Source organism: Kitasatospora sp. MBT66 (assembly GCF_000710405.2).
Classification (GTDB): domain Bacteria; phylum Actinomycetota; class Actinomycetes; order Streptomycetales; family Streptomycetaceae; genus Kitasatospora; species Kitasatospora purpeofusca.
On sequence record NZ_JAIY01000025.1, the window covers coordinates 59,038 to 72,281 of the forward strand.

Below are 13,244 nucleotides of genomic sequence, written 5' to 3' on the forward strand. Positions count from 1 at the left end.
CGCCGCCGCCGACCTCGCCGCCCAGCACGCCTTCGGCCAGCGGCAGTTGCCGGTCGGCGTGGTCACCGGCGTCCTCGGCGGCGGCTACCTGGTCTGGTTGCTGGCCGCCGAACGCCGCGCCGGCCGGCTGTGACCGCCGCCGCGCGCCCCCACCACCCGACCCCGACCGAACGAGTCCCCGCCATGACCCTCGCCGCCACCCCGGACACCGCCCCGGACACCGCCACCCCCCGCCTCACCGCCCGCGACCTCACCCTCTCCTACGACCGGCGGACCGTCGCCGAGGGCCTGGACGTCGAGATCCCCGACCACTCCTTCACCGTGGTCATCGGCCCCAACGCCTGCGGCAAGTCCACCCTGCTGCGCGCCCTCGCCCGCGTCCTGCGCCCCACCCGCGGCACCGTCCTCCTCGACGGCGCCGACCTCGCCCGCCTCCCCGCCCGGCGGGTCGCCCGCACCCTCGGCCTCCTTCCCCAGTCCTCGGTGGCCCCCGACGGCATCACCGTCGCCGACCTCGTCGCCCGCGGCCGCCACCCCCACCAGGGCCTGCTGCGCCAGTGGTCCCACGAGGACGAACGGATCACCGAGGAGTCGATGGCCGCCACCGGCGTCGCCGAACTCGCCGACCGCCCGGTCGACGAACTCTCCGGCGGCCAGCGCCAGCGCGTCTGGATCGCCATGGCCCTCGCCCAGCAGACCCCGCTGCTGCTCCTCGACGAGCCCACCACGTACCTCGACATCAGCCACCAGATCGAGGTCCTCGACCTCTGCGACCGACTCCACCGTACCCAGGGCCGCACCCTGGTCGCCGTCCTCCACGACCTCAACCAGGCCGCCCGCTACGCCACCCACCTCATCGTCATGCGCGAGGGCCGAGTGGTCGCCGCCGGCGACCCGGGCGAGATCCTCACCGCGGAGCTGGTGGAGGAGGTCTACCGCCTGCCGTGCCGCATCATCCCCGACCCGGAGACCGGCACGCCGCTGGTCGTCCCGGCCGCCCCGAAGCGGGACTGAGCGGGCCTGAGCGGGCCTGAGCGATCGTTTCAGAGTGACTTCCGAAGGCGCCGGAGGAAGATCAGGACAGCACCCGATCGGCACCGTCCGTCGGAACGGGCCTCGAACTGTCCGCTCACGGTGGGCCGGTGTCCTCGTGCCTGTGTCTCGCAGCGGCCGGTTGTCCCGTGTGTTCCGTTGTCTCACTGGGCTCGGAGGAGGGCCGCGGCTGCGGTGGTGGGGTAGTGGCGGACGCGGTTGCCGTCGCGTCGGCTGGTGACAAGTCCTGTTTCGCGGAGCACCGTGGCGTGTTCGGAGGCGGTGGCGAGGGCGACGTCGGTGCGGTGCGCGAGGTCGCTGGTGGTGAGTCCCGGAGCGGCGGCGATGGTCTGCAGGAGGGCGGCTCGGGTGCCGCCGAGGAGTCTGCCGAGAGCTTCCCCGTTGCGGGTCCGCCGATCGGGCCGACCTGCAGTGAGCGGGTGGGCGCTCTGGGGGTCGAAGGGCAGCGGGTACGCCAGGACGGTCGGGCTGCCGGTGTCGTCGCCGAGGCGCACCCGGGGCAGGGGGCCGCAGAACAGCATCGGGGCCAGACGCAGTCCTCGTCCGGCTAGGTCGACGTCCGCGTCGGTCGGGGATCGCACGGCGAGGACGGGTGGTTGCCAGGTGACGGCGGGATGTACCCGGCGGAGCAGGGCGTCGACGCCGTGGTGGGTCAGGAGAGTGCTCTTGTGGGCGATGTCGGCGTCCAGCGCGGCCTGGATGCGGGGCTCGTGCGGGGTGACGGCGATCCGGTTCCAGGCGGTCAGCGCGTCGGTGACGGCGGTCATGGTGTCGTTGTCGCCGTCCGCGAGGCCGCGCACCCAGCTGGGCAGGCGGACGGTGGTGCCGAGGCGGACGAGGTCGGTGCGAAGCCGGCGCCTGGAGGTGGCGCGGACGGCCTCCACTGCGGCGGTGTCGCCCGGGTCGCCCCGAAGGACCGGGGTGAGGAAGTCCGGGATCCAACCGTGGGCCGGTACGAGGTCGCGGAGCGGGCGGACGGCGGCCGGTATCCGGCCTCGCAGGCCTTCCCGCCACGGTCCGAAGCGTAAGTGCTGGTCGGTGCGGGAGAGCGCCTGCAGGGCCAGCACCGCCTCGCTCAACGGTGGTGGCGAGTCGTTGAGCGTGACCTTGGACAGGTCCTCGAACGTGAGGTGAAGCCTCAGCACCGCGTCACCCCCGTGTCGTGCCCATCGGCGCTCCCTGATGCTACCGGCCGGTTTCGGGCCGCGCCGAAACTCCGTGCGGCCCCGTGCGAGCGCTGCCAGGCTCGGTCCCACCGGTTCCGGTACCGGACCACCGACCGTCCGCTCCTGTCAACGGAGACATCATGCGCCCTCGTTCACCCACCGCGGTCACCGCGGTCCTGGCGTGCCCGGGTCACGGGTCCGCGCGCATGAAGGACTTGAGTCGTCGGCAACCGGAACACCGTGCCGAGGAGCGCTCCCGGAAGCCGGGGCGCCGGAAAACTACGGAGGGAACAAGCATGGGCATCGACAAGAAGAGCAGGTTCGGCCTCGCTGCCGCGTTCGGCACGGCCGCCGTCCTCGCGTTGGGCGCCAGCCCGGCCTTCGCCCAGGAGGGCAACTTCACGGTGGGCAGCGGCTCCTGCGTGGCCCTCGAAGAGATCCAGCTCCAGTCGACCAGCACCGGGTGGCACGACTTCATGGAGGCCAACCCGATCCAGGCCTCGGCGACCGACCCCTACTGGTGTCGCTTCAGCCTGATCGACAACGGCCAGGAGATCTGGCACTCGACCGGCGCCGGCTCCGGCTGGTGGTACGACGGACCCGGGCACAGCATGCAGGTGTGCGTCGAACGCTGGTACAACGGCACCCGCCAGACCCACTCCTGCGGTCCGCTCAACTGAGTTCGCACGCCCGACCGTCGGGGCCCCACACCCGCCGGTCGGGCCGGGCGGCACCTCGTTGGTCGGACGCCCAACTGCCGGCGTGCCCTGTTGGGCATGCGACCAACTGGCCGGACGCCCCGTTGGTCGCATGCCCAACACCTCGGACACCTCGTTGGCCAAGCGCCCAACCCGCCCTCGGGCCCGCCCGGCACATCGAGCAGGCCCGACGGGCCGTCAGTCGTTCTGCCCGGCCTGGGCGTTCCCGGCGTCGGCCGGAGCGCCGGCGGGAGCCGTGGCCGGGGCGTTGGCCGGCGGATGGGCCGGGGCCGAGGTCCGGCCGCCGCGGGTGCCGTTGGTCGGGGAACCGGTCGGCGAGCCCGTGGGGCTGCCGCTGGCGCTGCCGCTGTCCTTCGGGTCCTTCCGGGGGGCCGGGTCGGGGATGTCGGCCATCGGCATGGTCTGCTTGGGCGTCCCGCGCAGGGCCTGGTTCATGGCGTCCCGCCAGATCGGTCCGGGGCCGTCGGCACCGAATACCTCCTTGCGGTACTTGCCGTTGATGGTGATGTTGCGCATCTCCACACCGCCGTTGGGTCCGCCGATCCAGACCGAGGTGGCGAGCTGCGGGGTGTAGCCGCTGAACCAGGCGGCCCGCTTCTTGTCGGAGGTGCCGGTCTTGCCGGCGATCTGCCGGTCGCCCTCCAGGCCGAGGTCGCGGCCGGTGCCGGTCTCGGTGACACCGTTGAGGACGGTGTTCAGCGCCTTGGCGGTGTCCGGGGAGAAGGCCGTCTCGCAGTGGGCGGGCGGGACCGGCACGTCCTTGCCGTCGACGGTGGTGATCGAGGTGACGGCGAGCGGGGCGCAGTACTTGCCGTTGGCGGCGAAGGTCGCGTAGACCCCGGCCATGCTCAGCGGGCTCACCTCCTCGACGCCCAGGCCCATCGCGGGGACCTCCTCCAGCGGCTTGCCGCTCGCCTTGGTGGCGATGCCGAGCTTGTTGGCCATCTGCTTGACCGCACAGAGGCCGAGCTCCTGCTCCATCTGCACGAAGTAGGTGTTGACCGAGAGGGCCATCGCCTCCTTCAGCTGGTACGGCCCCTGCTCGTTCGCCGACTCGTTGGGCACCACCGCCTTGGGCTTGGTGGTGTTCTTCCAGGTGCCCTCGCAGGTCTTCATGGTCGGGTACTCGAGCTTGTTCGGCGAGGGGTACTCCTGGGTGGGCGCCAGGCCCGCTTCCAGGGCGGCGGCCACCACGACCGGCTTGAAGGTGGAGCCGGGCTGGAAGCCGTTGCCGCCGCCCATCGCCGCGTCGACGTTGAAGTTGACGACGGTCTGGTTCTTGGCCGCGGAGAGGCCGTACGGACGGGTCTGGGCCATCGCCAGGATCTTGCCGGTGCCCGGCTCGACCATGGTGGCGGCGGCCGACACCGGGTCGGTGACGCGCACGTTGGAGCTGACCGCGTTCTGGGCGGCGGCCTGCTTGTCCGGGTCGAGGGTGGTGCGGATGTTCAGGCCGCCCTGGTCCCAGAGCTTCTTGCGCTCGGCGGCGGTGGCGCCGAAGACCGGGTCCTGCTTGACCACGTGGCGGACGTAGTCGCAGAAGAAGCCCATGCCCGCCTTGGCGGTGATGCAGCCGTTCTGCGGTTCCTTGTAGTTCAGGCCCAGCGGGGCGGCCTTGGCCTCCTTGGCCTGGTCGGCCGTGATGTGGCCGTTCTCCACCATCTTGTCGAGCACGGTGTTGCGCCGGTTGAGCGCCGCCTGCGGGTGCGCCTTGGGGTCGTACTGGGACGGGTTCTGCACCAGTCCGGCCAGGGTGGCGGCCTCCGCGATGGTGAGGTCCTTGTTGCTCTTGCCGAAGTACCGCTGGGAGGCGGCCTCGACACCGTAGGCGCCGTTCCCGTAATAGGTGATGTTGAGGTAGTTGGTGAGGATCTGGTCCTTGGTGAGGTCCTCCTCCAACTTGATGGCGATCTTCAGCTCCTGGATCTTGCGGCCCAGGGTCTTGCGCTGCGCCTCCCGGACCGCCGCCGGGTCGTCGCCGGCCTTCTCCACATTCACGTTCTTCACGTACTGCTGGGTCAGCGTGGAGGCGCCCTGGGCGGTGGTGCCGCTCTCCGCGTTCTTGCTGATCGCCCGGATCACGCCCTTGGGGTCGACGGCGCCGTGCTCGTAGAAGCGGGCGTCCTCGATGTCGACCTGCGCCTGCCGCATCAGCGGGGACATCTGCTCGGCGGTGAGCACCGTGCGGTCGCGCTCGTAGACCTTGGCGATCAGCGCGCCGCCGGCGTCGAAGATCTGGGTCGCCTGGGTGAGCGGCGGTGTCTTGAAATCATCCGGAATGTCGTCGAACCCCTCCGCCGTGTTCTTGGCGGACAGCCCGAGCGCGCCGACGGCGGGCAGGGCCATGCCCGCCAGCAGCGCGCCGGACACCACACTGACGCCCAGGAAGGTCGCGCCGTGGCGGACCAGCCGCAGCGGAGAGCTCCGGGTCGGCTGCGGTGTCTCGTCCTCGGGCGAGTTCCCTGTCGGGGGAGTGTTCGATTCCATGCCGGAATGCTAATCCTCGACCGTGGGCGCTCGAACCGGTTTTCCCCCGGGATTGTCACAGCCGCGCAACAAATCCGCGGGAAGGGCCCGACAAGGCGATCGGTGCACGAACTCTATTGCCGCGCCGGACCTTTCGCACCGGTACAGACCGGGGCCGCGGGCGGCGCCCGTCACTGTATTGACGCCCCGGGCGGGCGAAAAGGTTGCACACGCCCGCCGCCCGAACGGGCAGTCGGCCTGCCCGGGCGGGCGTCGGGCGGGAGTCCGGCCTGCTCAGTGGCGGTGGTGGTTGTCGGGCTGGGCCGGGTCACCGGGGTGTTCGAGGCCGGGGACGAGGGTGAGGCGGGCGGCGCGGGCGTGGTCGAGCCAGCGGACGAAGGCGGCCCGGCGGGCGGCGGCCCGCACGGCGGCCGACGGGTCGGGAGCGGGAGCGGGGGCAGGGGCGGGCACGGTGGTGAGGCGGGCGGCGGTCCAACCGGCGACGGTGACCCACTCGCCGGGGGCCGCGGCGCCCAGGGCCTCGGCGAGGGCGAGCGGGAGGGTGTCCGGGGCCGCGTCGAAGGCGGAGCCGTCGGGGAGGGCGAGCCGCCACGGTGTGGCGGACGGGGGCCGTTCGGTGAGGGCGCGGTAGTGGGCCACCTCGGCGGCGGAGGGCTCGACGTCGGCGGTGACCTCGGCGCAGACAGCCCGCACCGCCGCGCAACCCTCGTACGCGGCGGCGGTGATGGAGCCGAGCTCGACGGCGGCCCGCTGGTCGAGCCGGGCGGGCCCGGCCCCCGGGTGGACGGCGAGGCCGCGCTCGACGGCGACCGCCTCGCAGAGCGCCTCGGTCAGCAGCACCTGGGCGACCCAGCGGGCGAGTTGCCGGTCCTCGCCGCTGCCCGGCACGGGCAGCGCGGCGGCGCGGGGGCCGGTGCGCAGGGCGGCGAGTCGGCGGTCGAGGCCGGTGCGGGGCAGCGGCCGGCCGTCGAGCAGGCCGAGGACCGGGGCTTCGGCGGGGGCGGTCACGGCGCGACCACCACCGCGACGGTGGGCGCGTACTGGCAGCGGCCGAACCACATCACCTTGGCCAGGGCCCAGTACGCGCCGGGGTCCATGGCGGCCGGGGCGGCGAGCTCGAACTCCTCGACCGATTCGGCGCCCGCGGCGAGGCTGAAGCCGCGGACGGGGGCGCCGACGGCCCCCCAGCTGCCCCAGGGCGAGACGAGTTGCAGTTCGCCGCGGATCCCGCCGCGGGTGCGGTTGGTCAGCCGCAGCGCCAGGACGCCCCGCTCCCCCGGGGCCAGCCGGACGGTGTCGGCGAGCACGGCGACGCCGAGGCCGGTGTCGCGGCCCTCGGTGGCCCTGGTGCCCTGGGCGGCGGTCCAGTCCTCGGGGGCCTCGCCGGGGACGGGGAGGACGTCCGGCAGTTCGCCGACCGCCACCGTGACCACGTCCTCGACCTCCTGCCCGTCGTGGGCCACCCGGACGGCGGCGAAGTACAGGCCGGGTTCGGCGCCGGCGGGCGGGGTGAGGGTGACCGGGAAGCGGAGGTGGCCACCGGGGGCCAGCCGGTAGGGGCGGGCGGTGGGACCGGCCGTCCAGCCCTCCGGCGGGTGGACGGTGGCGGTGCCCTCCACGGCGGCGTCCTGGAGCTGCGAGGAGAGCGCCACCGACAGGGTGACGGGCTCCCCGGCCGTCCGCAGCAGGCCGGGCGAGGCGCCGACGGACACCGGGAGGTAGCCGAGCGGCGCCGGGCCCCGGTTGTGCAGCCAGTAGCGGGCGTGCACGGGCTGGGCCGGCTCGGCGGCCGCGCCGAGCACGGGTCCGGCCGGCTCGGCGGCCACCCCGGGGCGGGCCAGCAGGGTGGCGAACGCCGAACCGGGGAGCGTGAGTTCGCCCTCGACCGGGCCGGTGGGCCGCTCCAGCAGGTCGGCGTGGCGCAGGTCGACCAGGCCCAGCGCGCCGCCGAGGGCGACGGTGCTGCCCAGTCCGGTCGACTCGACCAGGCGGACGGTCAGCAGTTGGGCGGAGGCGGTGGCGGCGGACCCGTTGGCGATCGGGTTGCCGGCCGGCTTGAGGGCGCCGAGCAGCACCCGGCGGGCGGGTTCGACCCGCAGCCAGGAGAGCGTGGCGGGCAGCGGTCCCGACTGCCCGGAGGGCACCGCCCGGGCGTACAGCGGGTGGTTGAACTCCTGCCCCCGCGAGGGGAGTTCCTGGTCCCGCCAGTCGCCGGGACCGCCGACCAGGGCGTAGTGGAAGTCGTGCGTCCAGTGCTGGAGCTGGAAGGACGTGCCGTCGGGCAGGGTGCGCCGGGGCGGGTCGATCCAGACGCCGGAGGGCCAGCCGGTGCAGGAGCGCAGCAGTGACAGGTGGAGCGCGCCGGTGCTGTCGACGGCGAAGCCGGGCAGGCCGTACGTCAGCAACGCCACGGTGTGGTCGGTGAGTTGTTCAGCGGCGGGCGGGGCCGCCGGGCAGCGGGCGGTGATCCGGGCGTCCGCGAGGTCGGCGGCGAGCGCCGCCGGGTCGGTGACGACCAGCGCGGGCAGGGCCCGCAGGTCGCGCAGGTCCGCGCCGGGCCGCCAGACCTCGGTCAGTGGGGCGGCGGCCGGTACCCAGACGGCGCCGTGCGCCTTGAGCACGGCCGCGTACTCCTCGCCCGCGCGTTCCAGCAACTCCCGTGTGGTGTCATTGGTTTCGGGACCGCCGAGGAGGATCCGCAGGTCCGGCAGGTTGGAGTCGACGTCCAGCCAGCCGTACCGGGCCCAGTCGGCACCGGAGGTGGTGGCGGTGACGCCGACCCGGGCCAGCGCGACGACCAGCTCCCGGGCGTCGGCGGCGGCGTCCAGTTCGGGGACGACCACCTCCGCGACGCCGAAGGCCCGTTCGCCGAGCGGCGCGCCGGTGGCCGGGTCGGTGAGCACGACCCTTGCGGTGGAACCGAGGCCGAACCAGGTGTTGGCGGGGTTGTCGAGGGTCCACGGCGCCTCGGCCGAGTCGACGTCCGGCATCGCGAAGCCCCGGCCGACGACGGCGCCCGCCACCTCGCTGACCGGCAGCGCTCCCGGCAGGTCGACCGGGAAGCGAAGCCGCAGCAGCCGGTCGGCACCACGGTGGTCGAGCACCCTGGTCCGGCAGTCGACCCGGTCGAGGCCCCGCCAGAGGGTGACCGTCTGCTCGAACCGCAGTCCGTCCACCGCCCCGGTGACCACCAGGCGTTCGCCGAGCGGGCCGGTCTCGCGCCGCACCTCGGCCGGACCGGAGCCGGAGCCGGTCACCGGGCCCTTGGGCAGCAGGTGCCAGGGGCCCTCGCCGAAGTCGGGGTGCTGGGGGTACTCCTCGTACACCCGCAGCTCGTTGCCGACCAGGCCGGTCCGGATCAACTCCCTCTCGTGGCGCAGGTCCTGGACGGAGCAGAGGCCGCCACCGCGGGCCGGGTCGGCGGTGACCCGGTAGCGGCCGTTGGCGACGGTGAGGCCCTCGGCCGGGTGCCAGGGCGTCTCGGCCGGAGCCCCGGGCAGCAGCCGCCAGGTGCGCCAGCCGAGCGCCGGCACGTCCTCGGCCAGGAAGCGCAGGGTGCCCCGGTCGAGGGCGCAGGGCACCGGCGCGCCCGTGTCGTCCAGCACCCGCACCCCGCCTGCCGTCGCCCCGGGAGGCAACGGGGGCAGCGGGACGGCGACCAGGTCGGTGCGGTCGAAGGAGAGCGTGTTGGTGACGACCACACAGCCCCCCTCGCCCACCGGGGTGCCGATCCGCGCCGTCAACGCGTCCAGGGCCCGGTCCCGGACGTCGGCCGCCAGGTCGTACGCCTCCCGCCAGCCGCCGAGCAGGTCCAGGTACACCTGGTCGGACTCGGAGCCGGTGATCGCGTCGTGGTGGGCGCCGTAGGCGAGGTGGCGCCAGGCCTTGTCGAGCGCGGCCGCCGGGTAGCGGCCCAGTCCCTGCGCCTCGGCGAGCACCGCGAGCTTCTCGGCGTCGACGGCCGCGGTCTCCGCCGCCCGCTGGGCCTGCTTGGTGTCGATGTAGGAGACGTCCTTGCCGGTGTAGACCGGGTTCATGTCCCGGCTCTGCGGGCCGGGGCGGCGGCCGGTCGCGGCGAGTTCGGCGCGCACCGCGTCCAGGAAGTCGCGGGGGGTGGCGCAGACGAACCTCGGCCACAGGTACTTGGCGGCCCAGGAGCGGTGGATCGCGGTGACCCACTTGTTGGGCGGGGTGTAGTCGGTGCCGACCGGCAGCAGCAGGTTCCTGGTCGCGCCGACCGGCTTGAGCTTGCGGTAGAGCTCGTACACGGCCCGTTCGGCGGTGGCGAGGTCGGCCGAGGAGTCCATCCACCAGCCGGCCGAGTAGTGGTGCGGCATGTAGTGGGTGAGCACGCCCTCGCCGCTCGGGGCGATCCACTCGAACTCGCTGGGGAACTGCATCACCCGGGCGTCGTCCTTGGCCTCCCGGAAGTTCTTCTGGATCGGGCCCCACTGGTGGAACGGGCCGCGCGCCCAGGCGCTGCCGGTGAGTCCGGCGGCGGCGAGGTGGCCGGGGAACTGCGGGTCGTGCCCGAACACGTCCAGCTGCCACGCGGTCTGCGGATCGCCGCCGAGGATGTCGCGCTGGTAGCCGATGCCGTAGGCGATGTTGCGGATGGTGGTCTCGGCGCCGGTGAGATTGGTGTTGGGCTCGTTGTAGGTGCCGCCGACGAGTTCCACCTGGCCCCGGTCGAGCAGCAGCCGCAGCGTCTCCCGGCGCTCCGGGTGCTGGTCGAAGTACGGCTTCAGGTAGTCGACTTCGGCGAGCACGAACTTGTACACCGGGTCGCGCAGCGCGAGGTCGAGGTGGGCGTCGACGAGCGCGAAGCCGTTGCGCTCCCACAGCGGCCGGGTGGTGGCGTCGGCGGAGAGCAGCTCCCAGGGGGAGGTGTAGGCGGCCTGGGTGTTCCACCACACCGGGTCGTAGTGGAAGTGCGAGACGAGGAACATCGTCCAGCCGGGTTCGGCGACCTCGACGACGCCCCCGGCGCGGGCCCCGCCGGCCTCGACGGTGACCGGCAGCCGGGCGCCGGGGGCGGCGGCGGTGATCTCCAGGGGGACTTCGACCTGCCCCGTGCCGGCCGCCTCGCCGCGCACGCCCGGTCCGGTGACGGTGATCCGGGTGGCGGGCGGGCCGTCGAGGGTGACCCGCAGCAGCTGCCGCGGGGCGTGCTCGGGGCCGGTGAACAGGTCCGTGCTCTCGACGGCGGTGAAGGTGACCGGCACGGGGAGGGTCCTTTCGGGAAGCGGCGGTCCGGGGAGCGCGACGGGGTGTCGGGCTCCCCGGGGGAGGGTCAGGCGCCCCAGGCCTCGAACTCGTAGATCCGGGCGGCCGGATCGGTGCCCTGGGTCGGTTTGGTCACCACCAGCCGGACGTACCGGGCCGTGGTGGTCACGGGGTGGGTGGTGGTGCCGGCGGTGTTGCCGGTGACGGTGGCGACGGTGGTCCACGGGTCGGTGGCGGCGGAGCGGACCTGGACCGAGAAGTCCCGGGTGTTGTACGCGGCGCTCTCCCCGCCCGCCTGGGCGTGCTTGACCACGAACTTCGTCAGCGGCTTCGCCGAACCGAGGTCCACCTCCAGCCACTTGCCGCTGGTGAGGGTGCACCACTTGTCGCCGTTGCCGCCGTTGACGCTGCCGTTGACGGCCTTGGCCGGGCCCTCGTCGGTGTTGCACTGGCCGGAGGCGGTGGCCGGGCGGCCCAGCGCCAGATTGCTGCCCGTGGGCGGGGTACCGGTCCAGGGCACGGTGGTGGTGGCGACGGTGGAGCGGCCGTACTCGGTGGAGACGGCCTCGACCTCGACGGTGGTGCTCGCCTCCGTCCCGGCGCGGTCGAGCCGGTTGACGAAGAAGGCGTCGGACGGGGTGGCGCCCAGGTAGCCCCGGGTGCCGTCGGCGTTGCGCCGGTACAGCTCGTAGTGGTGCACGTTCCCGCCGGGGGACGGCGTCCAGGCGAGCCGCAGCGACTGGCTGCTCCCGGCCACGACGTCGGCCGCGCCGAGCAGGGTCAGCCCGGACGGCGCCGCCGGGGCGTCCACCGCGCCGTCGTACACGGCGAGTTGGCCGATCCGCAGATCGTAGGCGGAGCCGGTGCCGGTGGTCCGCAGACCGATCTGGGCGATGGTGCGGCCGGCGTAGGCGGACAGGTCGAGGGTCCGGCGCTCCCAGCCGGTGCCGGTGGTGGCGCCGAGGTCGAGGGTGGTGAAGGTGGTCGGCGCGTCGGTGAAGGAGACCGCGGCGGCGAGGCGGGTGGGCCCGGCGGTCGGGGCCTTCAGCACCACCGACAGCTTGGTGTCGGCCGCGACCGGCAGCCTGCTCTGGTACAGCCGCACGGTGTTGGCGGCGCTCGGCGTCCCGGTGAGGCGCAGCGAGGAGCCGCCCTCGTAGGCGTCGGCGAAGTCGACGGACGGGGTGACCTTGCTGCCGGTGGACTCCACCAGCCAGTGGTAGGTGGGCGGGACGTCCTGGAGCGAGAGGTTGTTCCAGCCGCCGGTGGCGACCCGGGTGCCGGCCGCGTTGTAGAAGTCGCCCTCGCCGGAGGAGAAGTTGGTGACGAAGGGCTTGGCGGTGACCGGGGTGGACTCGGCGACGTAGCTCGCCAGGCCCTTCCAGGAGGAGGTGGTGGAGGTGTTGGAGGGGTCGTTGTTGGCGCCGACCCAGTAACGGGCGTCCTTGGCCAGGTAGTCGGCCCGGTCGGTCGCCGACTTCCAGGTCCACTCGGGGCGGTAGAGGCCGAGCGAGGTGGTGTGCGGTTTGCCGATGGGGAAGAGCGTGTTCCAGTCGACGCCGGCGTTGTAGCCGTTGGCCTCGGTGTCGATGCCGGAGTAGAGCTCGTACTCGCCCCGGCCCAGGCCCCGGGCCAGGGTGCGGGAGGAGTCCAGGCCGCCGGACGACCAGTTGAAGTTGAGGAACATCGAGTCGGAGGTGCGCTTCGCACCGTCCTGGAGGAAGGTGTCGTTGGCGCTGGTCAGGGCGTTCTGCCAACTGACCGATCCGGACTCGGTCATGGCGTCGTACCACATGAACTCGGTCGCGCTCTGCGCCTTGGTGTACTGCATCAGGTCGCGGACCTGGCCGGCGAGGGACGAATCGCCGCCGCCGGTCTCCTGGTTGATGAACCAGCCGTCGAAGCCGTAGTACTGGGCGGCCTGGACGAGCTTGTCGGCGACGGGGTAGCGGCTGCCGGACTTCTGCACGAAGTCGCGCACCCACTGGAGTTGGCCGCCGTACGCGGCGGGCGGGAAGAACACCGTGCCGTAGACCTTGACGCCGTTGCGGTGGGCGGCGTCGATCACGGTCGGGTTGGGGGCGAGGATGAGGCCCTCACCGGCCGAGCCGCCCCAGAACACCAGCTTGTCGACGTACTGCCAGTAGCCGAAGGCGTAGTAGTTGGGGTCGGTGGAGCCCTGGGAGGGGTTGTTGGAGGTGGGTCCGAAGGAGACCAGGGAGGCGATCTTCCCTTCGCCCGCACGGGCGTTGGGGTTGGCCTTGAGCGCCGGGTCGGCGGTGCGGGGCTGGAGCGGGACGCGGGCACGGTTGAACCGGGCGTCCGGGTCGGTGGCCGGGTCCCAGCCGAGGATGGTGTTCGGGTACCAGTAGGAGGCGTAGGGCTGGGTGCCGGTGGCGGCCGCTGCGGCGGCGGGGGCCGCCGCCGGGGACGGGGCGGCGGGGGTGGGCGCGGCCCGGGCGACCGCGGGGGTGAGGCCCAGGACGGCTGTGCCGAGGGCGACGCCGAGCAGGCGGGGGATCCGTCGTCGTGACATGCGCTGGCTCCGTTCGCGCGGAAGGCGGAGGAGGGTGGGGCGGGCCTCGCCCGGGGC

7 protein-coding genes are annotated in these 13,244 nt (G+C 73.4%); 2 read left to right on the forward strand and 5 right to left on the reverse strand.

The genetic code is table 11. The annotated features are described in order from the left end of the window. The first annotated feature begins 183 nt into the window (after positions 1-183). On the forward strand, positions 184-1,014 hold the full coding sequence (locus BI06_RS44835; RefSeq protein ID WP_043478822.1) for an ABC transporter ATP-binding protein: 831 nt from the start codon (positions 184-186) through the stop codon (positions 1,012-1,014). 182 nt (positions 1,015-1,196) lie between these two features. On the opposite strand, the gene BI06_RS44840 is transcribed toward BI06_RS44835, so the two are convergent. After that, entirely contained in the window at positions 1,197-2,198 is a 1,002-nt protein-coding gene (locus BI06_RS44840; protein ID WP_043478825.1) for a helix-turn-helix domain-containing protein, read from the reverse strand. 317 nt (positions 2,199-2,515) lie between these two features. Here BI06_RS44840 and BI06_RS44845 point away from each other — a divergent pair, with 317 nt between their 5' ends. After that, on the forward strand, positions 2,516-2,899 hold the full coding sequence (locus tag BI06_RS44845; protein ID WP_043478828.1) for a hypothetical protein: 384 nt from the start codon (positions 2,516-2,518) through the stop codon (positions 2,897-2,899). 216 nt (positions 2,900-3,115) lie between these two features. On the opposite strand, the gene BI06_RS44850 is transcribed toward BI06_RS44845, so the two are convergent. The 4 genes from BI06_RS44850 to BI06_RS44865 all read right to left on the reverse strand — a co-directional run bounded on the left by BI06_RS44850 (position 3,116) and on the right by BI06_RS44865 (position 13,187). After that, entirely contained in the window at positions 3,116-5,425 is a 2,310-nt protein-coding gene (locus BI06_RS44850; protein ID WP_051743078.1) for a transglycosylase domain-containing protein, read from the reverse strand. A 273-nt stretch (positions 5,426-5,698) separates the two neighbouring features. Continuing rightward, entirely contained in the window at positions 5,699-6,433 is a 735-nt protein-coding gene (locus BI06_RS44855; RefSeq protein ID WP_043478831.1) for a hypothetical protein, read from the reverse strand. After that, the gene (locus BI06_RS44860; RefSeq protein ID WP_043478834.1) at positions 6,430-10,650 is read right to left on the reverse strand and encodes an NEW3 domain-containing protein; all 4,221 of its coding nucleotides are present in this window, start codon (positions 10,648-10,650) and stop codon (positions 6,430-6,432) included. The genes BI06_RS44855 and BI06_RS44860 overlap by 4 nt, the downstream gene beginning before the upstream one ends. Positions 10,651-10,718: 68 nt before the next feature. Then, the gene (locus tag BI06_RS44865) at positions 10,719-13,187 is read right to left on the reverse strand and encodes a discoidin domain-containing protein (RefSeq protein ID WP_043478888.1); all 2,469 of its coding nucleotides are present in this window, start codon (positions 13,185-13,187) and stop codon (positions 10,719-10,721) included. Positions 13,188-13,244: the final 57 nt, after the last annotated feature.